Source organism: Cellulomonas sp. McL0617 (genome assembly GCF_049994875.1).
Taxonomy (GTDB): domain Bacteria; phylum Actinomycetota; class Actinomycetes; order Actinomycetales; family Cellulomonadaceae; genus Cellulomonas.
Genome location: NZ_CP188256.1, coordinates 2,794,579 through 2,817,600 on the forward strand (window position 1 = coordinate 2,794,579; position 23,022 = coordinate 2,817,600).

Genomic DNA, 23,022 nt, shown 5'->3' on the forward strand with positions numbered 1-23,022 from the left:
CTGGGTGTCCAATGTCCACGACGACGCAGTTGTCGGTGCGGTCCGCGTGCGGCGGGCTGGCACGGGGGGCGGGTGTGGTGATGAGCCAACGTCACAGCACAGCACGGGCCGCGGGCACGACGTTCATCGTGATCGCCGCGGCGATGCTGAGCGCCTGCACGACGGCCCGGCAGCCCGAGCCCGCAACGAGCGCCACCGTGGCCGTCGAAGCATCCCCAACACCGACGGCCACGCCGACGCCGACGTTGTCCGCTGAACAATCTGCCGCGCAGGCAGCGATTCTGGCGGCATATCACGGGTACTGGGACGCCAAGGTCGCCGCGTTCGCGAACACCACTGTCGACCCAGGCGCTGAGTTGCGAAAGTTCGCAGTCGACACGGCGCTCGCCGACGTCATCGAGGGCGTCTACACGTTCAGGCGGAGCGGCATCGTGGTCACTGGAGCCCCGACCCTTGATCCAGAGGTATCGGACATCGTGGTGGGTGACGGCGGGAAGGCCACGATCGTCGACTGTGTCGACGGAGCTGCCTGGACCCCGATCTACTCCGACTCCGGCAAGTCCGCCGCCGCACCCGGCCTAGCCACCCGACTCGTCACGACATCGACCGCGCTGTACTACGACAACCGCTGGACGATCCAGAAGTCCGCGGTCGACCACGACACGACATGTTGAGCACCCTCGTGGCGACTGCGCTTCTCATTGGCGGTGCGATGCCGTCGGTCGGGTTGCCAACTGACGTCGAGTGCGCGCCGTACTCGACCTTCTGCGTCATCGAGGTCGAGCTGCCTGGTCAGGGTGCCGCCACCCCCGTCGCGCCGCCCGTGGACGACGGCCTGGTGGCGCGCGTGTGCACGATCTCGAGAAGGGGCGAAGTCGTGCCGTGCCACTCCGAGCTCGGGTGGTTCGACGACCAGGGCGAGTGCTACTGGTTGCTGTTGGACCCCCAGCCGCCGGACGGCGTCTATTGGGAGGGCCACTACCCCGACGGCGCGATGTATGACGTGACGTGCACATCGCGCGTGCCCGGCGCAAGCGGTGGTTGGACGTGGCGGGCGACCTCTCCCCCCGGTGCCGGGAATGCGCCGACACCACAGCAGGTCGCGCAACGCGCGATCGCACTGATGGGCTTGTCGGGGCCGGCGATCCGCACGACTGTCCCGGCGGATGGGTTCGGGATCGTGGGGGTCCCGGTGTGGCTCTGGACGGACGTGATGCCCACGACGTGGGGACCGACGTCGGCGACCGCGTCTATCGCCGGCCTGTCGGTCACGGCGAATGCGCAGGCCCGTCAGATCGTGTGGGCGATGGGCGACGGGCTCTCCGAGACGTGCAGGAGCCCGGGAACGCCGTACTACACGGGCGGAGTGACGTCCCCGACGTGTCAGCACATCTATCAGCAGCATTCGGGCGGGCAACCGGGGCAGGAGTTCCCGGTCACGGCGACGACGACGTGGGACGTGACGTGGAGCGGCGGCGGGGCTTCGGGCTCGCTGAGCGTGACACGGACGTCCGCGACGAGCGTGCGCATCGGTGAGGTTCAGGTGCTCGTGACGCAGGAGTAGGGCTGTCAGCTCTACGCCGCGGGGGGAGGTTGCGGTGACGACAACCAGCGACAAGCCAAAGCTCAACGGCCGACAAGCTGCACCCGAGCTGCGGCCCGCCGCCTTGGTCAGGCCCAGAGGTCGGCGCCGGCCGGGATTCGTGGTCGCCGGGGTCGCGATGGCGGCCCTGGGGGCTCTGGTGGTGATGTGGTTGGTGTCGGCCACCGGGCACCGCACCGACGTGGTGATGATGGCCCGTGACGTCGACTACGGCTCGACGATCACCGCCGCCGACCTGACCACCACCGCTGTCTCCGCGGATCCCGGCGTCACGCTTGTAGCCGCCGACGATGCACCGATCCTGGTGGGGAAGGTCGCGGTCGCGAAGCTGGGCCGCGGCACCCTGCTCACGCCCGGCGACGTGGCCGCGTCGGGCGTCCTGGGCGCCGACGAGGTCATGGTCCCTCTGCCGTTGGCGGCCGAACGCATACCGGCCGGCGGCTTGGCCGCCGGGACACAGCTGCTCGTGGTCGACACCCCGGCGCAGGGTGCCGACCCCGTGACAGGGGTCCCCGCGACGTTCCAGGTGAGGGTCGTGCGGGTCGGAGCGCCGGACGTGAACGGGCTCGAGGTCGCCGACGCCGTAGCGGCAGCGGCTGACGGCCCCGCGTTGGCGATGCGGGCCGCGACCGGGCGGTTCGCCATCGTCGTCGAACCGTCGCAGGCGACGTCGTGAGCGTCGTCGTGCTGTGCTCCGCACACGGGGCCCCCGGCGTCACGACGAGCGCGCTAGCACTGGCCTGGGTGTGGCCGGCGGCCCGACCCGGGCGACGGGTGCTGCTCGTGGACGGCGACCCGGCCGGCTCGGGTCTGCTCACCGGGTACTTGTCGGGCGGGGTGCCGCGTGACGCAGGGGTGTCCATCCTGGCGGCGGGTCGGCCACCGTTGAGCGCCGACCAGCTGGTCGGGTGCTGCGTGGCGTTGGACGCGGACGCGACTCGGATGGTTCTGCCTGGGGTCCTCGACCCGGTGCAGGCTCGCCCGTTGGCGCCGATGTGGGGCTCGCTGCTGAGTGCAGCCCGGGACCTGTCCGACCAGGGTGTCGACGTCCTCGTCGACGCGGGCCGGGTCGGACACCACCACGAGCCGCGGGTCCTGGTGACCGAAGCCGACCTCGTCGCCGTCGTCGTTCGTGGTGACGTGTCGTCGGTCGCGCCGTCGGCTGCCGCGGTCCGTGCCTTGATGGCCGAGCGGAAGGGCCGTCACGCACCGGTGGCACTCGTCGTGGACGCCAGCGGCTACTCAAGCGGCCAGATCCGCGCCGCGCTCGGCGTGACGGAGGTGCTGAGCCTGGTCCGCGACGACTGGACCGCCCACCAGTTCGCCCTCGGTGCGACGAGCGGGTGGCGGTTCGAGCGTTCCCCGCTGCTCCGAGCCGCTCACGCCACAGCCGCCCGCATCGCAGATCTGGTTCCCGAGCGGACGGCGGTGACCTCATGAGCCTCGACGACCTGATCCGGACGGACGCGGCACCGCGCGGTGCACACGCGAGCGACCCCGCATCCACCCGGCTGCCCAACGATGCCAGGCTCGTCATTCCGGCGCCGGACCTGGCCCTTGTCCGCGAGGTCCGCTCGGCCGTCGCCGAACGGCTCGCCGAGCGGCTCAAGGTGCAGCGCGTCGAGGCACCGGGCGCTCGCCGCGAGCTCGCGCGTGCGTTGGTCGCGACCGAGCTGAGCGAGCGGGGTCGCGACCGCCTGCGCCGGGGGTCCGAGCCGTGGCCGTTCGAGGTCGAGATGGCCACCGGGCAGGCGGTGATGGCCGCACTCTTCGGGCTCGGCCGCTTGCAGCCCCTGATCGACGACCAGTCCGTGGAGAACATCGAGGTCGACGGTCACGACCGTGTCTGGGTGTCCTTCGACGACGGCCGCATCGAACCCCACCCACCCGTGGCGGACTCCGACGATGAGCTGATCGAGATCCTGCAGCTGCTCGCCGCCCGCACCGGCACCGCCGAGCGCTCGTTCTCCTCCGCGCACCCCGCCCTGCACCTGCGCCTCGAGGACGGTTCCCGGCTCGCGGCGGTCGCGTGGACGACCCCGCGGGTACACATCGTGATCCGCCGACACCGGGTCCGCGACATCGACCTGGACGACCTGGTGACTCTCGGCACCCTGGACACCGTCCTGGCGGGTTTCCTGCGCGCGGCCGTGCTCGCGGGCAAGAACGTGATCGTCACCGGGCTGCAGAACGCCGGCAAGACGACCCTGATCCGGGCGTTGGCCAATGAGTTCGACCCGATGGAACGCTTCGCGACGATCGAGAAGGAGTACGAGCTATACCTGCACGACCTGCCCCACCGGCACCCCCGCGTCGTGGCGATGGAGGGCCGTGAAGGCTCCGCCGAGCACGACGCGAGCGGACGCCACGCCGGAGAGGTGTCCCTGTCCGAGCTGGTCACCACGGCTCTGCGGTTGAACCTGCGCCGGATCATCGTCGGCGAGGTCCGCGGCCCCGAGGTCTTGCCGATGCTCGAGGCGATGTCGACCGGCGACGGGTCCCTGTGCACACTGCACTCGCGCACCGCTCTACACGCCGTCGACCGGATCGTCACGCTGTGCCTGTCGGCCGGGGTGCAAATGTCCGACACGTTCGCCTACCGGCTGCTGGCCGGTTCCGTCGACTTCCTCGTCCACATCGAGCTCGACGACCACACATCGACCGGTGGGTCGCGGCACCGGTTCGTCACCCAGGTCGTCGAGGTCAACGGTCTGGGCGAGCACAACCGTCCAGCGACCACGATGGTCTTCGGTCCCGGCTCCGACGGGCGGGCAGTCCCTCTGCACCGCCCGGTGTGCCTAGGTGAGCTCGTACGGGCGGGTTTCGACGAGACGCTTCTCGATCACCGCGCCGGCACCTGGGTCTACGGCGGTGACCCGCGATGAGTGTCGCCCTGGCCGGTGTCGCCGGCGCCATCTTCGTCGCCGGCGTCCTGCTCGTCGTCGCCGGGGTCCGCCGCGTCGAACCGTCCCCGCCGAGGCCGCGCCGTCACCGCCCGACACCAACCGGGCGATGGGCGCGATGGCGGTGGGGCATCGCCGCGGGCGCCGGGGTGGCGGCATGGGCGTGGACCGGGTGGCCGGTGACCGCGCTGATCGTGGCCGCGGCGGTGGTGGGGTTGCCGTTCCTGCTCGGCTCGGCCAAGACGGCAACCCGGGCCATCGACCGGGTCGAGGCGATCGAAGAGTGGACCCGGCGCCTGGCTGACGTCCTAGCCACCGGTGTCGGCCTCGAGCAAACCATCACCGCCTCCGTGGCGACCTGCCCACCGGTCATCAACCCCCAGGTCGGGGCCTTGATCGCGCGGATCTCGGCGCGGTGGCCCACCGAACAAGCTCTGCGTTCGTTCGCCGAGGACTTGGATGACGCCGCAGGTGACTTCGTCGTCGCGACCCTCCTGCTCGCTGCACGTCGCCGCGGACCAGGCCTGTCCGCGGTGCTCACCGCTGCCGCCGCGTCGGTCGCCGAAGAGGTCGCAGCACGACGCAAGATCGAGGCCGAACGCGCCCGGCCCCGCTCCACCGCCCGACTGGTCACCCTCATCACCTTGGCAGTCGCCGCCCTGCTCGCACTGAACGGCACCTACCTCGCGCCCTACGGGGACGCGCTGGGACAGCTCGTGCTCCTGGCCATCGCGGCCGCGTTCGCCGGGTGCCTGCTGTGGATCCGCGCCCTCACCCTGGCCACACCCACACCCCGATTCCTGACGGACGGGAGCGCTCGATGAACACCATCTGGCTCGTCGTCCTGGCCGGCACCCTGATCGGCGCCGGGCTCGTCGTCGCGATCGCTGGGCTGACCACCGCCCGCCCCGACCTGGCCGACGCCGTCGCCCGGCTGCTACCCGTCGACGGGGTACGAACCTCGGCCCCGCTCACACCGGGCCGGTTCGGGGTGCTGGGTCAGCGAGTGCTGCCCGGCGCCGTGGACACGTTTGGGCTGGCCCGGTTCGCTGCGGACCTGCGGATGGTCGAACTGCCCGCCGAAGCCCTGGCCGCCCGCAAGATCGCCTACGCCCTGATCGGCCTGGTCTCCCCCACGACGATGACAGCGCTACTCGCGATCGCCGGCATCAGCATCCCGGTCGGGCTGCCGCTGGCCGCCGGGGTCGGATTGGGGGTGGTGTTCTTCTGGCTCCCCGACGTGACCCTGCGTAAGGACGCAACCGCGGCACGAGAGTCGATGCGGCAGGCGACGTGCGTGTTTCTCGAGCTGGTCGCGATGGAACGCCTGGCCGATGCCGGGCCGACCGAAGCTCTCGACCGTGCCGTCGCCGTCGGTGGCTCCCCTCAGTTCGCCCGCATCCGCGATGCGCTGCTGCGCGCCGAGCTGGCCGGGCAACCGTCCTGGACCGGGTTGAGCGACCTGGCCGAACAGACCGGTGTCGTCGAGCTCGGCGACACCGCCGACATCATGCGCCTGGCCGGCCACGACGGGGCTGCCGTCTACGCCACGCTGCGCGCCCGCGCCTCATCGCTGCGTTCGCAGCTGCTTGCCGCGTCGACCGCGAAGGCCAACGCCGCCTCCGAGCACATGGTCGTGCCCGTCGCCGTCCTCGGCCTGTGCTTCATGGCCCTGCTGGTCTACCCCGCGTTCGTCCGCATCCTGCTGTCCTGACAAGGAGCACCACCATGCCCACCTACCTGGTCCTGACCTACCTGACCGCCCTGCTCACCACCACCAGGACTCGGATTCGCGCAGGCACCCGAAGCGACGTCGGGGCGTCCACCCTCGAACTGGTCATCATCATCCTGGGCCTGATGGCCATCGCGACGATGCTCGTCGTAGCCGTCACCGCTGCCGTGCAACGCCGCGTCGACCAAATCAACTGACCCATGCCCACGACCGCAGCACACCCCAGACATCGGCGCCGGGAGGACGGATCGGCCAGCATCGAGCTGGTCATCTTGTTCCCCGCGCTCCTGGCACTGGTCACCGCACTGCTGCAGTACGGCCTGTGGTTCTACGCCCGCTCCCTCGCGTTGGCCGCGGCTCAACAAGGCGTCGCCACCGCCCGCAGCTACAACACCGACCCCGGAACCGGCCGGGACGTCGCCCTGGCCTTCATCGACCAGCACGGCGCCGACACCCTGCTCGACCCCACCGCCACCTCCGTCGCCAGCCCCGGGCAGGTGCAAGTCGTCGTCACCGGACGATCCCTGTCCGTGCTGCCCGGCGTCGATGGGCCCACCGTCACACAGGCCGCGACTGGACCCATCGAACGATTCGTCCCCGGCGGCTCACCGTGACCGGCCGGCACACCGATCGGGACCGCGGGTCGATGACCGTCGAACTCGCGATCCTGGCCCCCACCCTGATCCTGCTGCTCGCCCTGGTCGTGTTCGCCGGACGCGTCCAGACCTCGTCGGCCGCCGTCGAGCAAGCCGCCCGCGCCGGCGCTCGCGACGCATCCCTGACCCGCACCCCAGACGCCGCCCTCGCCACAGCCACCACCACCGCCACCGCAGAGCTGACCGGCAGCGACTGCATCACCACCGCCATCGACGTGGACACCGCCGGCTTCAGCGCACCCCTGGGTCAGGACGGCGCCGTCACCATCACCATCACCTGCACCGTCACCATTGCGGACCTGGCCGTCCCCGGCCTACCCGGCACCCGGACCATCACCGCGACCGCGACCTCCCCGCTGGACAGGTACCGCACACGATGACCGCCCTGCGAACGCGCCTGCTTACCGGAGCCGACCCGGAGGCCGGGTCGGTGACCGTATTCGTGGTGATCAGCGTGCTCGGGCTCCTCGTGCTGGTCGGGCTGGTCGCCGACGGCGGCGCCAAGCTGCGCGCCGCCCAACGCGCCGAGGGCATCGCCGCCGAAGCGGCCCGCGCGGGCGGGCAAGCCCTCGACCTGCCCGGCACCATCACCGGCACCGGCTACCAGGTCGACAACATCGCAGCAGTCCAAGCAGCCCAGGCCTACCTGGCCGCCGCCGGGGCGACAGGGATGGTCACCGTCAGCCAGGACCGCACCCGACTGCTCGTCACCGTCCACACCAGCGCACCCACAGCCTTCCTCGACCTGATCGGCATCGACCAGATCGAGGCCACCGGCAGCGCCCAAGCACAGCTCGTCGACGCCATCCCCCAGGAGGCACCATGACCGCGACCCTGCCCACCATGCACGAGCACCGCACCGGCGACCTGCTACGAGCCGCGGGCTCCACCGTCACACTGGTCACGTTCATCGCCGGCGTGCCGATCACGCTGATCGCGCTCGCGCCGACCTACCTGCCCGACACCCTGCCCACCTGGGGCCAGGTCCCCACCTTGCTCGTCTCCCCCGACGACGGCAGCCTGCTGTTCGCCGTCCTTGGTCTGGTGGCCTGGTGCGCTTGGGGCGCCTTCACCTTGAGCACAATCGTCGAGATCGGCGCCGGACTCCGCGACGCGCAGGCTCCGCACTTGCCCCTACTCGGCGGCCTGCAGCACACCGCAGCACGTCTGCTGGCCTCCGCAGGAATCCTGCTCGCCCTGGCCACTACGAACGTCGCCCACGCGCCGGCTGCCCACGCAACCACCGCGACGATCGCCGATCGCCCGACCCTGAGCCCGGCCCTCGCGATGGCCGGCCCCGCGACGACGGCCAGCCATTTCGAGAGCCCGGCAGTCACCGAACCCGCCCCCGCACCCGTACTCCCGGTGGTGACCGTGAAGCGCGGCGACACCTTGTGGAGCCTGGCCGAGCAGCACCTCGGCGCGGGCGTTCGCTACACCGAGATCCGCGACCTCAACGCCGGGCGCACCCAACCCGACGGTCGCACCCTGCGGGACGCCGACTGGATCCTGCCCGGCTGGCAACTGCTCCTCCCGGTCGACGCCACCCTCGAGTCCGCACCCCACCAAGCCGCCGTGGCGGCCCAAGCGACCGCCGCCGACACAGTGACGGTCCAGCCGGGCGACACCCTCTGGGACATCGCCGCCCAACATCTCGGCGACGGTCACCTGTACACCGAGCTCGTTGACCTCAACCGCGATCGGCCTCAACCCGGCGGCCAGGCACTACACGACCCCAACGTCATCGAGCCCGGCTGGGTACTCCAACTTCCGACCACGACCTCGCCGCTGACCCCGGCACCTCCTTCTGCGGTGACCGCAACGACGAGGGAAGCCCCCGCCCCACTCACGTCGATCCTGCAGACATCGCCGATCCCGCCACTCGACGACACCGCGCACGATGACGAGCCGCGCATACCGGCTCCGGCACAGGCCCCCCTTCAGAACACCGTCGCGGAGCCGTTAGCGACGATCACGGGGACCAGCGACGACTCGATCCCCCGGCCCGTGTGGTTCGCCGGCTTGACTGCGCTGGCCGCGGCCGGCGTCGCCGGCGAACTCACTCGCCGCCGCCACCTCCAGCAGCGCGCACGGCGGCTCGGCCAACACATCCCGCTCCCCGATCGGGCATCGAGCGCCGCACAGACCGAGGCCACGCTGCGTGGAGCAGCCCCACCCATGAGCATCGCGATGATTACGTCGGCCCTGGCCAACCTCAGCTGCCGCTGCTTCGATGCTGAACGCGAGCTCCCCGACCTCGCAGCGCTCCTCATCGACCAGACCACCCTGACGCTGCTGCTCACCGACGACGACCCCGATCCCGTCGCTCCGTTCACCGCGACGAATCCCACGACCTGGACCGCCGAGACCAGCGACCTTGCCGACGACCCGACGATCGACGACGCCGACCGGTGCGACCCTTACCCCTTGCTCGTCACCGCCGGCCACACCAGTACGGGCACGCTCGTGATCAACCTCGAAGCCGCCGGAACACTGTCCATCACCGGGAACGACGACATCGCCGACGACATCCTCCGCGCCCTGGTCGTCGAGTGCGCCACCTCCGACCTGTCCGGCCAACTGTGTGTCTGCCTCACCGACGACGACTCGCTCGCAGCCCTCGCACCCGCCTTCGAGGCCCACCGGCTGCGCGTCATCACAACACCCGCCGAACGTTCGATCACCACCGATTCGATCGGCCGATGCCTGGCCGAGCAGGGACTCGACGACACGCTGCAAGCCCGCGGCGACCGGCAAGCACCCGACACCTGGCTGCCCACCACCTTCGTCGAACGCGCAGTCACCGGGGAACTCGGCGTCCCATGGACCGGCACAGCTCTCATCACCCGCGAATCGAACGAAGGGGCCTGGACGATCCGCGCCAACGACGACGGCACCGCGGCCCTCAACCCTCTGCAGATCACGTTTCAACCGCAGCGACTGAGCACCGACCACCTCGCCGACCTGCACACTCTGCTCGCCGTCTCAATCCCACCCACGAACCTGGCCCAGGAGCCGGCCACGACCGCGGCAGACGACATCGCTACGCTCCGCAACGCGCACGGCTCAGCCACCCGGTCAGATCCGACGCGCGCCCACGTGATGATCCGCGTACTCGGGCCCATCGAGATCGACGGACTGCCCCCTGGCATTGGCACCCTCAGCCCCCGCATGACCGAGCTGCTCGTCTACCTCGCTCTGCACGGACCCGCGACGGGCGCCGACCTGGACGACACCCTCTGGAACGGCGCACGCATCAGCGCCGGCACCCGCAACGCGCTCGTCTACCGCACACGCCGGCACGTCGGCGTCGACGTGCTGCCCCTCCTTGCCGAGGACGGCCTGTACCGCCTCGGCCCCGGCGCCACCACCGACTGGCGCGAGTTCCAGCACCTGCTCGGCAATGAGCATGCGGAGCCCGAGCTGCTTGGCGAGGCTCTCGACTTGGTCCGAGACCGCCCCTTCCGCGGCATCAGCGGCGCCGAGTACGCGTGGGCCGACTATGACATTCAGCAGATGACCAGCGCAATCGCCGACGCAGCCACCGTGTTGGCCCGCATCCAACATGACGCCGGTCGGGACCGCGAAGCCCTGAGTACCGCCATGCGCGGCCTGCGAGTTGCTGCGTTCTCCGACGCATTGCAGGACTTGGCTCTGACTGCGACCGGATCGGGTGCCGGCGATGCCGATGCGGCGCTTCTCCGGAGCCGCTTCAACTTACTTCTTGGCGAACTCGATCCAGGCATATACATCAGTGGCAACGAACTCTGACTCGTCGCACTTAACGTCGCCGGCCAAAACCGCGGCGTGTCCGGTGGCTACAGGCACGCCGGGCACGGCCCCCGTTGCGTCGTGGACATCCGCCAAGCCTCCATATCGGTGCACGGCCCTCCCGAGCCGACCGGTGGACGCAATACCTCGCCAATCCAGGGCCCACGTCGACCCTGTTCGACGGGCTCGGGAAGACCCCGCGTACGGGGGCCATCGGTGAGTCGGCGGACAACGCGGTGGCGGAACGGTCAACGCATCCTCGAAACGCGAGACCCTCCTCGACGAAGCCGCCGCTACCTGCGACCTGGCCGCGCAATCACCGACGAACGTGTGCAGGACCTCGGGGCAAGGCCATTTGACGCAGTGTTGACATGCCGCCATGTCGGGAGCACCGTAGAGCCTGCTGGGCTGAATTCACCGGTCGCACTCTGGGCGCAAACACAAACTCGGGAAGGCCGCATTGTTCATGGGAACAAAAACGTGGAGCGGCGACGGACTCGGAACGTGGTCCGACCCGAAGGCATGGAAAGAAGGCTCCGTTCCGGATTCGAACGACGACATCGTGATTCCGGCCAGCTCATTCCAATGCACGACAGTTCCCGAATTTACCGCTGGCAAGCTCACCATCGAAGGCTCCGGCTTCGGAAGTATCATGGGTGGCGGACCGGTGACCGTTACAGACGAATTCTCGTGGACCGGCGGATGGCTTTCGGCCGAGTTGATACTCCAGTCCTCGGGAACAATTCGGCCGGGAGAACTTGGACCCCAAGGCGCGCCGAGCAGCCACTTTGCTGGAATCCTAACAAACCAGGGCTCGCTCGCAATATCCGGCGCGGGAACCATCGCCTGGGTGAACGGCGCAACGCTCGTCAACGAAGGTTCGCTGGTCTGCGATGGGAACGTCGTCCTCTTCCATGAGGCGGGCGGCCCCCCCGGAATAAACAGTAAAGCGGGCAGCATTTCGTTCGCTGGCGGGCAGACGGGCGCCGATCCATGCCTGACCCTTAGCGGCGGCTATCTGCTGGCTCAGGCTGGGCATCTCACCGTCAATGCGGCCGTGGCATTCCAAAACGGTGGCGAATTACAACTGAATGGGGCGACAATCCAGGGCTCGGGCCGGATTGTGATAGGAGACTGGGGGGTGCTTTCATGCGCAACGAAGACAGAGTTTCCGGCCACCGTAACGCTTGAGGAGAGTGGGCGGGCCGCAGTAATCAATGGTGGCGCGCTGTCGTCTAAGGATAAACACCTCGTTCTCAATGGGGCGCTCATTCTCGGTGGGACCGGACACCTCGAAGGCCTGATCGAGTTGAAGAGCGGTGTTCATCTATCGGCGGAGCCGAAAACCAGCAACAATTCAGTCACCGGTTGCCTGTTGATCAGCGGCAGCGTCCACATCGACTCCGATTCCGTGCTGGCGTTCTCCGAGGGCGGAGAACTTCTTATCCTTGGCAGCCTCGAAATCCACTCGACGCTTCATTGCTTAAACGCAACCATCACATGCGTTGGCACCCTGGTGTTGACCAAGCCCGAATCCCTCCTCAATCTCGAGCTTACGGTGCTCGCCATTTCCGATACCAATAGCAAGCGAACTCCAGAGAGGCCTTGGCCATTTGATCCGACGCGAACACACCGCGGCGCCTGCGCAATCGCCGATGGTCAGATTTCGGTTTTGAGTTCTCAAATTCATGTGGATGGTGGCACACTTCACGTGGTCCGAAAGGATGGGACTGCAACGCCCGGCGTTAAGGCTCAGGATATCCACTGCCAGGTGGCCGTGGGCCCAGCGGGCATTCTGCGAGTAGTCGACGCCATTAGCGTAATCGTGACTTGCGATGGCCGTCTCGAAATTTCATCCTCCGGAAGCACCGCCGTAGTCGTCACAGGCGACCTGACAATGCTTCAAACCGGACGGCTGGAGATAGTCGACCTGGGCGCGTGGCAACGTACCGCCCCACTTCTCAACGTCTCGGGTCGATTCGATCTAGCTGGCGCAGTTGGCGTTGGAGCTGTGGCAGCGGAACCGCAGACAATAGAGTTGGCAACCGCCGGTCAGGTAGTCCTCAGAACGCTCTTAACCCGAATTGATACTCCTCCAACACAGGACGTAATCATCAATCCGCCCTCCGAAACTGCCCTTTCAATTGCAGCGACAAAGGCCCTGTCGTCGATCGGTGGTGAAATGTTTGGCTGGCCCACACGATACCCCGAGGATGCCGCGCTCCCGGGAAGCCCTCTTACGTCCGCCGACTTCGGCGCATGGATGCTTCAACAAATTTATGAAAATACGAGTCTTGCGTTCCTCGGCTTCTATTTGGCACCAACGCACCATGGACGCAATGACGCAAGTTGGATGACACGACGATCCCTGCTAGCAGCGCAAGGATGGGGCTTGGTTCCGATCTATTTCGGAACAGCTTCGGACGTCGATGACAATCTTGGCTTCAACGCGACACCTCAAGAACTCACAGCAGCGCAAGCGAATGCCGACGCAAATCAAGCCGTAACCCTAGCGAAAAAGGCGGGATTCCCGACCAAATCACGCATCTATTTCGATCTGGAGTCGCCTGCACCGGGTACCAATCCCAAATCTAGCTTTGCGCAACGAGTCGCCTACGCCGCACTATGGGTCGACGCGGTCAACAACGCCGACTTCGAGGGCGCGCTGTACGCAAACCTTGTCCCGGCGAAGCTCATGCGCAAATCTCGGCCGGCCGCGCCGATCTGGATCTCCAATCCGAGGCCGCCGGTCGAGAACTGGTTCGTAAATGGCGGGCTAGTCCCCGCATCAATCAGCACAGCCTCGCTTAGTCCGTCTCCCGCGATTTGGCAGTATCTGCTGGATGTCCGAACAGTTCAAGCGTGGGAGGTCCTGACCACCGACGGCAAGACGCTGCTTCCAATCGTCGGACATTACCAGCAAACAGCGAAGGGACCAGTCTGGAAGGGTCGATCCTTTGATTTTGATCTGGCGGAATCCGCAGATCCCGGATCTCCGGACGACGTGCCGGCCAAGGCATACGCTCAGGTAACGGGAGTTTCTGCGGCTGACGAGGCCCCGTGGACGACCGGCGTTCGGAAGATCACTATAACGTTGAGCCGACCAGCTCCACCTCCACTGGGACAGACTGTGTACATAACCAGCGACGTCGTCGCTGCGCAGCCACCCACAACCGTTGTCGTCCCGTCGGATAAATCCTCGTTCGCAGTCGAAGTGGACGTTCACACACTCGAAGGCAATGTCTCCGGGAACATTTTCGCGTGGACGCCGAGGCAAACTCGTGCGTCGGCCAGTCAACTCAAGGTCTCGATTGACGCCTAGCCTCGATCTTCTTTCATCGGCTTCGGAGTGAGGTTCACGCGCGCCTCGGCGGTCGCTCCCGGTGTCGATTCTGGCCTGTGGAGTTGATGAAATCGCTTGCTGTCGCCGGGGCTTGGTCGCCGGTTCCGGGGTGGCCATCGTGCACGGTCGTCAGGACGGTGGTCCGCGCGATCGGTCTGGAGCGAGTCGGTCGAGGACGAAGTGGGCGACGGGTGATCGGCTCGCGAGGTGCGGCTGGACGCTGCGTGCGGTGCGGGGCCAATGTGGGGGAGCTCGTGAATATGCGGGACCTCAACGTCTTTGGGTTCCCACCGGCGCGTGGTGGGCCCGGCCGCAGGTCGCCCGCACGTCACCATGACTGGACTTCGCTGACAGCATCGCGAGCGTCGGCCCTCCCGGTCGAGCGTCTAGTCCTCAAACGCGTCCTCAGCGACTGGTGCGGACACCTGTGCGAGCTGTGCCAGCTCAGTAAGAAATGCGGAAACGGGCGCGCTCGCCTGCCAACTCGAGTCACACCGGAAGCGCAGTGGGTGGCGGGTCTGCTGCCGGCTAGGTGTGATTCCCGGGCGCGTCCGCGCTACCGCCTGGGGCAAAGCGCGTTCCTCATGACCTTTGTGCTTGGACCGAATCGGTAGCTCCCGTCGCGTCTTCTCGTCTGACGCCGACTCCTTCTCCTAGCGACGCCGTTTCGCGGTCGTCGACGGGACGAGGAGGAGACCATGAGAAGAGTCATCGGCGTTGGGGCGTACCGGTTGCCGTTCACGGACCCGGGCATCTCGCCGAACCAGGACGGCCTGCCCGGGTTGGCTGTCATCAGGCAGATCGTCGGGGCGCTGATGACGTGGGGCCTGGTGGCGTGCGTCGCCGGCCTGGTGGTCTCGGTGATCATCTGGGCGGTCGCCCGCCAGCAGGGCAACTATGGCGCGGCATCGGGCGGCAAGACCGGCTTTCTCGTCTCGGCCGGTGGGGCGCTGCTGATCGGTGGGGCGAACGCGATCGTGGCGTTCTTCTCCGGCCTGGGCGCGCAGATCTGACATGGCCACGCTCGCCGTGGATGCATGCGTGGGGCCGGTGGCGCTTGTCTGTCAGGGCGTGCAGTCGACTCAGGACGCCGCGGCGTCCTACGTCCTGGGTGGGCTGGGGTCGGCGTTCACCGGCGGAGCGGCGCAGGTTGGTGAGGTTGCTCTGGCGGCGTTGGACTCGACGACGAGCGTGGATCTGGGCGTGGGGTGGTTCCGGGCCAACCTCGCCGTAATCGCCGCGATCGCGCTGCCAATCGTTCTCGCGTTGTTCGTCGTGCAGGTGCTGACCTCGGTGCTTCGCCGCGAGCCGGGCGGACTGGTACGGGCCGTCGTCGGTGTCGGGAAGGCACTGCTCGGAGCGGGGCTCGCGCTGGCGGTGACGCAGCTGGCGTTGACCGCGGTGGACGGGATCTGCGAGTACATCGCCGCGGCGGCTGGGATGACGATCGCCCAGGCGGCGGCCGAGTTCTTCGACTTCGCGGCGCTGGCGAGCTTTGCGCCGGGGCTGCAGATCCTGCTCGCGGTCGCGTTGATCATCGGGTTCGTTCTGATGTGGGGCGTACTGCTGTTCCGCAAGGCGGCCCTGATCCTGGTCGTGGTGTTCGCACCGATCGCGTTCGCCGGGTCCGCGTGGGACCAGACGCGGGTCTGGACACGGCGCTGGATCGAGGTCGTCGCGGCGCTGGTGTTCTGCAAAGTCGTGATCGTCGTCGTGTTCGTCGTCGGGGCGTCCGCATTCACCAGCTCCGGGCCTGGTCAGGAGGCCGGCTCGCAGCCGAGTTCGGGTGGGACCGCGGGGCTGTCGGACATGCTCGTCGGGATCGTGCTGCTCGCGATCGCGATCTGGGCGCCGACGTTGACGTGGCGATTCGTGCACTGGTCGGGCATGGAGGCGGCCGCCGTGATGCACGGTGCGGTCGCAGCGAACCCGATCAGCAAGGTCGCCCGCTCGTCCGCGACCACGTCCCGGTACGCGGCACAGCAGGTCGCGATGTCCGCCGTCACGGGCGGCGCCGGCGCTGCGGCCAAGGGCGCGGCCGGCGCGAAGGCGGCCAGCGGTACGAAGCCAGCGATGGCGGCCGGGCCCGCCGCCCCACCGGCGACGACCACGCCGGCCATGCCTCGTTCGTCTGGGGGCCGGTCGTGAGTGCGCCGCAGGTCGGTCCGACGACCCGGTTCGGGCGCCTCGAGTCGCACAGTGTGCTGCTCGGGCTGTCCGCGTTGCAGCTCGTGGTCGTGGGGGTCGCGACGCTCGTCGCGGTGCTGGCCGTGTACTCGGCGGGGATGACCGGGCTGGTCCTGGCGTCCCCGGTGTGGGTGCCGCTGCTGGTGGTCGGTGGCGTGCAGGTGGGTGGCCGACCCGTGGTGGAGTGGCTGCCTCTGTTGGCCCAGTGGCACACACGTCGGATCAGCGGTGTGACAGCCCACGCGGCGAGCACCCGCACGGTCACGGACGGCGAGTCGTTCACCTTGCCGGGCGTGGGGGGGCGGCTCGATCTGGTCGGGTGCGCTGCGCTCGGCGGGGTCCTCGTGGTCGATCGACGGGCCGGCTCGGTCACCGGAGTCGCCGCGGTCGTGGGGTCGGGGTTCGTGCTGGACGAGCCGGGCGTCCAGGAGCACAAGGTCGCCACTTGGGGGCGGGCACTGGCGGGCTTGTGCCAGCAGCCCGGCGTGCTGCGCGTGCAGGTGCTGGTCCGCACGAGACCCGGCGGGCTCGCGCCAGCGCGGCGCTGGTGGCGTGAGCACACGACCGGCCCTCGTGAGGGCCTGGGCGGTGCGCTCGCCAGCATGCTGGACGAGGGATTCGTGACCTCCCACGTGCGCGAGACGTTGGTCGCCGTCTCGGTGCGAGCCCCCCGCCGTCGCGTCTCGGCAATCGATCTGGCGGTCGTGGCCAAGCAGCTGGACGCCTTCGCAACGGCCTTGGCCAGTGCCGATCTGAGCGTGCAGGGCTGGCTGGGCCGTGACGAGCTGAAGATGGCGATCCGTGCCGCCTATGAACCCGGTCCGGTCGCGCGCGCAGAGGGCGGCGCCCTCACGCTGCAGCCTGCGTGTGGGGTGCACGAGCGGTGGCGGAACGTGGCCACGGGTACGGCGGTCCATGCGACGTACTGGGTGTCGGCGTGGCCACGCTCGAGCGTGCACGCCGCGTTTCTGCAGCCATTGCTGCTGGGCGCGGTCGACGACCGGACGGTCAGCGTGATCGCCGAGCCGCTAGCGGCGGGTAAGGCGTTGCGGGAGATTCGCCGCGCGATGGTCGAGCACACCGCGGACGCTGCACAGCGGGCGCGCATGGGTCAGATCGAGACCGAGACCACCCGGTCGCAGGTCGCGGACCTCCAGCAGCGAGAGGCCGAGCTGGTCGCCGGGCACGGCGACCTTCGGTTCACCGGCTTGATCACCGTCACGGCCGCCGACGAGACCGAGCTGGAGCAACGCTGCGCGCAGCTGGAGTCCGCCGCCGCGCAGGCGATGTGCGAGGTCCAGCGGCTGGTCGGCCAGCAGGGCGTCGCGCACGCCGCCGCCTGCCTACCCCTGGCCCGAGGTGTCCTGTGAACGCCCCTACGACCCGACCGTTCCGGGCGAGCGTCGGGCGGTACCGGGCCGGCCCACGGTTGCGGCTGCCCGCGCATCGGGCGTCCTCGGCGGTCCTCAGTGGCGCCTATCCGTTTCTGACCGGCTCCCCATGCGACGTGGGTGTGCCGGTCGGCGTGGATGCGTTCACGGGTGGGGTGTTCTGCTTCGACCCGTGGGCCCTGTACCAGGCGGCCGAGCTGACCAACCCGAACGTGGTGCTGGCCGGCGTGATCGGGCAGGGCAAGTCCGCGCTGGCCAAGTCGTTGGCCGCCCGCTCGATCGCCGCCGGCCGCAGCGTCTACGTGCCGGGCGACCCCAAGGGCGAGTGGGCGCCCCTGGCCCGCGCGGTCGGCGGGACCGTCGTACAGCTCAGCCCCGGGCACCCGGCTCGGCTCAACCCGTTGGACGTCACGGGCACCGACCTGGCCGCCGGGCAGCGGTTGCTGGCGGCGGTCGCCGGGCTGACCTTGCACCGAGACCTGAGCGCAGCCGAGCACGGCGCCCTGGACGCCGCCCTGACTGCCGCCACAGGGCGGGGAGTGCCGACGATCGGGCGGGTCGTCGACGCGCTCTCCACTCCCGGCGCCCATACGGCACGCGCCGACGGGGTCCGAGTCGAGGACCGGACCGCCGACGGCCGGGACCTCGCACACGGGCTGCGCCGTCTGGTCCGCGGCGACCTGGCCGACCTGTTCGACGGCCCCTCGACCCAGCAGCTCGACCCAGCCGCGCCGATGGTCGTGATCGACCTGTCGGCGCTTGGGTCCGACGAAGACGCCCTCGCCCTGGCGATGACGTGCTCGTCCGCGTGGCTCGAGAGCGCCCTGGCTACGTCGACGAGCAAGCGGTGGGTGATCTACGACGAGGCGTGGCGGGTACTGCGGCAGCTCGCGCTCGTGCGACGCATGCAGGCGCAGTTCAAACTCTCCCGCGCGCACGGCGTCGCGAACCTGATCGTCTTGCACCGCCTGTCCGACCTGGACGCCATCGGCGCCCGCGGCTCCGAAGCCCGCGCGTTGGCCGAAGGGCTGCTCGCGGACTGCTCCACCCGGGTCGTATACCGCCAGGAGGCCGACCAGCTCACCGCGACCGCCACCGCCCTGGGTCTGACCTGCCCCGAACGCGATCTGCTCCCGGTCCTGCCGCGCGGCACCGGGCTGTGGAAGATGCCGCACCGCACCCACGTGGTGCACCACCTGCTGCACCCGGCCGAGATGGACGTGATCGATACCGACGCTGCCATGCGCGATGAGCCCGGCGAGTTCAGCGTTCCTGACGGCTCCTCGAGCGGTGGTGGTCCTCGTGCTGCGTGACAACGTCGTCGAGCTCGCCGAGCAATGCACGCTCGGCGCCCTGATGCTCGCGCCCGGCGCGACGACCAGCGTGCGGGAGTGGCTGCGTCCCGAGGACTTCGCCGACCTGTGGCACGCCCAGGTCTACACCGCCTTTCTCGAACGCCACCCGGTCGGCGGCATCGACGCCGAGTCGATGGGAGACGTCCTGGTCGACCGGCTGGGCGTCCGGGTCGCGAACCTGCCTCGAGTCGCCCGCCTGATCGCGGTCACTCCCCCACACCCCAACCCCATTGCCTACGCGCGGATGGTCGTTGAGGCCGGGCTGCGCCGCCAGGCCGCCGGGCTGGGGCTGCTCCTGCAGGCGGCCGCCGTGAACGCAGCACTCGAGCACACCGCACGACCGCTGACCGCGACCTGCTCGGTGGTCGACGCCGGCCTGGCGTCCATCGAGAACCGTTGGGCCGCCGCGACAGGGCAACCCGTCGACGATGTCGTGGTCCCACTGCACCTACGCGCCGCCGTCCGCAACACCGGACTGGAAGCGCGAACGGCCGCCGACCGGTACCTGGCCGCCCACCCGGCCCGCGACCGGGACGCCGAACAAGCGCATGTCGTGACCCTCGTCGGGATGCTGATCGCCCACCCCGACCTCGTTCCTGCCGTCAGTTCCTGGCTGCCCGTGTCTGGGATCGACCCGTTGGGATGGCGCGCGGTCTACGGCACGACGATCGCGATGACCGAGCTCGGCAACCATGTCGATCTGACCACGGTCGCGTGGTCGCTGGGCGAGCTCACCCACATGCAGCCCCACATGCCGGATCTGACCCAGCTGCGCGACGCGGTCGACACTGGCCGGCTTGCCTACCCACCGCAGGTCGTGCGGGACGTGGCGGCCGACCAGGTCCGCAAGCTGGCCGACATCTGCGCGAACCACCTGCGCGAGGCCGCGGACACCCCCGGCGTACTGGTCGGCGACCTCATCGACGCGGGACGCACCTTCACCAGCGCCCTGCGCACCACCGCGACCGCGCTGCCCAGCCAGAGCATCGCGACCCGCGACGACGGCCGCGGTGCCGGTCGTCCCACGGCCGGACACGAGGAGGTGGCCTCACGATGAGCCCGCGACCGCCAGTACGACCCGACCGGGCCGGCCCCGGACCGGACTGGACCGGGTTGGCACTCGGTGCCATGTCCGCGGTCCTGCTCCTCGGCGCGGTGCTCTGGCTCGGCGCCGCGGCCGCGTGCCTGCTCACCGGCGCGCCGGCGGTCGAAGGCGGGCTCCACCCGGCACTGGCCGCGCTCGCGCATCCCAGCGACCCCGGTGCGGCGTGGCCGCACGCGGACCAGATGCCCGGGCCGCTGCCCTACTGGTCGACGACCGTCCTCGTCGTCGCCATCCTCGCCACCGCCGCCATCTTCGGGTGGCGACGATTCGGCCGCTACGCCGCATCGGGAACCGAGGTCAACGAGCTGCGCCGGATACCCGGGTTGGCCAGCCCGGCCCGCGTCCACAAGGCCGCCGGCCGTCAAGCCCTGGCCCGCCGGGCACACATCGTGCGCCCCTCCCTGGATCGGCACGCCAAGCCCGGCCAGGTCGGGTACCGGCTCGGAACCCTGGGAGGGCAGGACCTGTGGTGCTCCGTCGAAGACTCAGCGCTACTGGTCGGCCCACCGAGGCTCGGCAAAGGCGCAAACGTGGTCATCCCCTGGATCCTGGACGCGCCCGGCCCCGTCGTGACCACATCGACGCGGCCCGACACCCTCGCCCTGACGACGCGGCACCGCCGCACCCACGGACCGGTCGCGATCTTCGACCCTCAACGACTGGCCGGGCTGCCTGGCGGCCTAGCCTGGTCCCCGCTGCGGGGCTGCGAAACGCCACGCACCGCCCTGATCCGGGCCCGCGCCCTTGCCGCAGGAGTCGGGTTCGGGCGCTCCGTGTCCGACTCCGACTTCTGGTCCGGCCAGACCGAGACGGCCCTGCGATGCCTCCTGCACGCGGCCGCCCTGGACGGGCGTCGAGCCGTCGACCTGTACCGGTGGTCGCTGAACCCCGCACTGGCCGAAGACGCCGTCACGATCCTGAACCGCACCCGCTCCGCGGACGGATGGGCCGACGCCCTGGACTCCACCATCCACTCCGACCCGCGCACCCGGGACTCCATCTGGCTCGGCGTCCGCCAAGCCCTCGCCGCCCTGGCCGACCCCGACGTCCTAGAAGCCGTGGACCCCGCACCCGGCAACGAGTTCGACCCAGCCAAGTTCCTCACCGAATCCGGCACCTTGTACCTGCTCGCCTCGGCCGTCGCGTCCGGGTCGTGCGCGCCGTTGGTCGCCGCGTTCATCGAAGACATCACCGAGACAGCGCGCGCCATGGCGGCCCGCTCCCCCGGCGCACGCCTGGACCCACCACTGCTCCTCGCCCTCGACGAGATCGCCAACCTGACGCCCCTGCCGTCCCTGCCCTCCCTGATGGCCGAGGGCGGCGGGTCAGGGATCACGACCCTGGCGGTGCTGCAGTCCCTCTCGCAGGCTCGCGGCCGGTGGGGCGAGCACAACGCCGACGCCATCTGGGACGCCGCGACCGTCAAGATTATCCTCGGCGGCCTGAGCAAGTACAGCGACCTCGAGGACGTCGCCCGACTCCTGGGCGAGATCGACCAATACACCGAGACCCGCTCCAGAGGCCACGGTGGTGAACGCTCCAGCTCCACCTCCGTTCGCACCGTGCCTGTCATGCAGGCCTCGCAGATGCGGACCCTGCCGATGGGTATCGGGTTGCTGCTCCTGCGCCAGGTCAAACCCGTCGTCATTGACCTGTGCCCCTGGCAGGACCGCCTCGACTCGACGCGACTGCTCGCCGACAAGGTCCTGGTCGAGCACGCCACCGCCACGGGAACCGCGGTGCCCGAATGATCGCCAAGCTCAGCCTCGGCATCTTCGCGGTCCTGGCCGTGCCGGCGATCGCGGTCCTCACGGCGGTCGGGGTCACACTCAGCGCGAGCGACTGCATTGCGACCGCGGGCGGCGCCTCGCTGGCCGACGACGCACCGATCCCCGCCGCAGCTCGGGGTTGGGTGGACGAGGTCCGTGCCGCCTGCCCCGACCTGCCCGAGACCTGGATCGCCGCCGTCATGGCCCACGAGTCCGGATTCCGACCCGACACACACGCCGACGACTCCAACGGCGGCACCTGGGGACTGCTCCAGCTCAACGCCACGATCTGGGCGGCGAGCTACGGGCGCCCCTGGAACGCGGACCTGAACCACAACGACACCCCAGACATCACCGACCCCGACATCCACGCCGGCGTCGCAGGCCGCTACCTCTGCACCCGCCTGGCAGGGGTCCGCGCCATCCGCGCACGGCACCCTGACTGGGCGTCCTCGACCATCCCCGAGCTCGACGCCCTGGTCATCGCCCACAACGCCGGCGAATCACGCCTCGCCACCTACCCAACCATCCCCGCCACCACCCGAGCCTTCATCGACGACGTCGACACCCACGCGGCGGCGTGGGCCGCCGACCCCGTGTCGGGGGCAGCACCCGAGAACCCCGACCCGACGCTCAGCCCAGATAGTGCAGATCCCGCGGCGACCCCGTCGAGCGGCGGCTGCGTGCCGGGACTAGGGGGCGGCGAGCAGGTCCAGGTCCCACCCGGGACACCGGTCGGCGTCGCGAGCGCCGTGAACAACGCCATGGCCTACGTCGGCGTCACGTCCGGCTGGTACGAGCTGTGCGACCGGCTCGCCTGCCGCGCCTACGGCTACCTCGGCTCCGGGTACCCCTCGGCCAAAGCCCACTGGCAAGCCATGCTCGCCACCGGGCACGCCCACCCCAACGACCCCTGCCCGCCGCTCGGCTCCTTCGTCTTCTTCGACACCGGACGCCCCTACGGGCACGTCTCCCTCGTCGTCCAAGCCGACCCCGGACGCTGCGACCCCACCCAGATGAAGGTCACCGCCAACGGCGTCTTCGACACCGCGACCGGCAACCACGGCGGCGTCTACCTGCTCACCCTCGCCCGTCTGACCAGCTTCTACCGCGGCGGCCACGGCTACCTCGGCTGGGCCGAGCCCATTTGCCGCGGCGCACTCCTACCCGCGGGCACCACCCAGCCCGCACCCTCCGGCAGGTGATC

Annotated in this window: 20 protein-coding genes; all 20 read left to right on the forward strand. The window is 69.4% G+C overall.

Annotation, left to right across the window (positions count from 1 at the left end; genetic code table 11):
- Positions 1 to 11 precede the first annotated feature (11 nt).
- Positions 12 to 674, forward strand: coding sequence for a hypothetical protein (locus ACPPVS_RS12625; protein WP_426592611.1), 663 nt, complete (start codon positions 12 to 14; stop codon positions 672 to 674).
- Positions 675 to 727: 53 nt separating this feature from the next.
- Positions 728 to 1,564, forward strand: coding sequence for a hypothetical protein (locus ACPPVS_RS12630; RefSeq protein ID WP_426592612.1), 837 nt, complete (start codon positions 728 to 730; stop codon positions 1,562 to 1,564).
- A 34-nt stretch (positions 1,565 to 1,598) separates the two neighbouring features.
- Positions 1,599 to 2,279: an SAF domain-containing protein gene (locus ACPPVS_RS12635; RefSeq protein WP_426592613.1), complete on the forward strand. Its 681-nt coding sequence runs from the start codon at positions 1,599 to 1,601 to the stop codon at positions 2,277 to 2,279.
- Positions 2,276 to 3,043, forward strand: coding sequence for a hypothetical protein (locus ACPPVS_RS12640; RefSeq protein ID WP_426592614.1), 768 nt, complete (start codon positions 2,276 to 2,278; stop codon positions 3,041 to 3,043). Before ACPPVS_RS12635 ends, ACPPVS_RS12640 begins: the two co-directional genes overlap by 4 nt.
- Positions 3,040 to 4,488 (forward strand): CpaF family protein, encoded by a 1,449-nt coding sequence (locus ACPPVS_RS12645; RefSeq protein WP_426592615.1) that lies wholly within the window; start codon positions 3,040 to 3,042, stop codon positions 4,486 to 4,488. The genes ACPPVS_RS12640 and ACPPVS_RS12645 overlap by 4 nt, the downstream gene beginning before the upstream one ends.
- The gene (locus ACPPVS_RS12650; protein WP_426592616.1) at positions 4,485 to 5,330 is read left to right on the forward strand and encodes a type II secretion system F family protein; all 846 of its coding nucleotides are present in this window, start codon (positions 4,485 to 4,487) and stop codon (positions 5,328 to 5,330) included. Before ACPPVS_RS12645 ends, ACPPVS_RS12650 begins: the two co-directional genes overlap by 4 nt.
- The gene (locus ACPPVS_RS12655) at positions 5,327 to 6,220 is read left to right on the forward strand and encodes a type II secretion system F family protein (protein WP_426592617.1); all 894 of its coding nucleotides are present in this window, start codon (positions 5,327 to 5,329) and stop codon (positions 6,218 to 6,220) included. The genes ACPPVS_RS12650 and ACPPVS_RS12655 overlap by 4 nt, the downstream gene beginning before the upstream one ends.
- Before the next feature lie 14 nt (positions 6,221 to 6,234).
- Positions 6,235 to 6,435, forward strand: coding sequence for a hypothetical protein (locus tag ACPPVS_RS12660; protein WP_426592618.1), 201 nt, complete (start codon positions 6,235 to 6,237; stop codon positions 6,433 to 6,435).
- Positions 6,436 to 6,438: 3 nt separating this feature from the next.
- Positions 6,439 to 6,852, forward strand: a complete 414-nt coding sequence (locus ACPPVS_RS12665; protein WP_426592619.1) for a TadE/TadG family type IV pilus assembly protein — start codon at positions 6,439 to 6,441, stop codon at positions 6,850 to 6,852.
- A gap of 32 nt (positions 6,853 to 6,884) precedes the next feature.
- Positions 6,885 to 7,274, forward strand: a complete 390-nt coding sequence (locus ACPPVS_RS12670) for a TadE/TadG family type IV pilus assembly protein (protein WP_426592620.1) — start codon at positions 6,885 to 6,887, stop codon at positions 7,272 to 7,274.
- On the forward strand, positions 7,271 to 7,720 hold the full coding sequence (locus ACPPVS_RS12675) for a pilus assembly protein TadG-related protein (RefSeq protein ID WP_426592621.1): 450 nt from the start codon (positions 7,271 to 7,273) through the stop codon (positions 7,718 to 7,720). The genes ACPPVS_RS12670 and ACPPVS_RS12675 overlap by 4 nt, the downstream gene beginning before the upstream one ends.
- Positions 7,717 to 10,665, forward strand: coding sequence for a LysM peptidoglycan-binding domain-containing protein (locus tag ACPPVS_RS12680; protein ID WP_426592622.1), 2,949 nt, complete (start codon positions 7,717 to 7,719; stop codon positions 10,663 to 10,665). The genes ACPPVS_RS12675 and ACPPVS_RS12680 overlap by 4 nt, the downstream gene beginning before the upstream one ends.
- Before the next feature lie 466 nt (positions 10,666 to 11,131).
- Complete coding sequence (locus ACPPVS_RS12685) at positions 11,132 to 13,987, forward strand: glycoside hydrolase domain-containing protein (RefSeq protein ID WP_426595968.1); 2,856 nt, start codon at positions 11,132 to 11,134, stop codon at positions 13,985 to 13,987.
- A gap of 719 nt (positions 13,988 to 14,706) precedes the next feature.
- Positions 14,707 to 15,021: a DUF6112 family protein gene (locus ACPPVS_RS12690; protein WP_426592623.1), complete on the forward strand. Its 315-nt coding sequence runs from the start codon at positions 14,707 to 14,709 to the stop codon at positions 15,019 to 15,021.
- Positions 15,022 to 15,079: 58 nt separating this feature from the next.
- Positions 15,080 to 16,156: a type IV secretion system protein gene (locus ACPPVS_RS12695; protein ID WP_426592624.1), complete on the forward strand. Its 1,077-nt coding sequence runs from the start codon at positions 15,080 to 15,082 to the stop codon at positions 16,154 to 16,156.
- Positions 16,153 to 17,565 (forward strand): SCO6880 family protein, encoded by a 1,413-nt coding sequence (locus tag ACPPVS_RS12700; RefSeq protein ID WP_426592625.1) that lies wholly within the window; start codon positions 16,153 to 16,155, stop codon positions 17,563 to 17,565. The genes ACPPVS_RS12695 and ACPPVS_RS12700 overlap by 4 nt, the downstream gene beginning before the upstream one ends.
- A 137-nt stretch (positions 17,566 to 17,702) precedes the next feature.
- Positions 17,703 to 18,899, forward strand: a complete 1,197-nt coding sequence (locus ACPPVS_RS12705) for an ATP-binding protein (protein ID WP_426592626.1) — start codon at positions 17,703 to 17,705, stop codon at positions 18,897 to 18,899.
- Positions 18,889 to 19,998, forward strand: a complete 1,110-nt coding sequence (locus tag ACPPVS_RS12710; protein WP_426592627.1) for a DnaB-like helicase N-terminal domain-containing protein — start codon at positions 18,889 to 18,891, stop codon at positions 19,996 to 19,998. The genes ACPPVS_RS12705 and ACPPVS_RS12710 overlap by 11 nt, the downstream gene beginning before the upstream one ends.
- Positions 19,995 to 21,797, forward strand: a complete 1,803-nt coding sequence (locus ACPPVS_RS12715; protein ID WP_426592628.1) for a type IV secretory system conjugative DNA transfer family protein — start codon at positions 19,995 to 19,997, stop codon at positions 21,795 to 21,797. The genes ACPPVS_RS12710 and ACPPVS_RS12715 overlap by 4 nt, the downstream gene beginning before the upstream one ends.
- Positions 21,794 to 23,020: a hypothetical protein gene (locus ACPPVS_RS12720; protein WP_426592629.1), complete on the forward strand. Its 1,227-nt coding sequence runs from the start codon at positions 21,794 to 21,796 to the stop codon at positions 23,018 to 23,020. Before ACPPVS_RS12715 ends, ACPPVS_RS12720 begins: the two co-directional genes overlap by 4 nt.
- Positions 23,021 to 23,022: the final 2 nt, after the last annotated feature.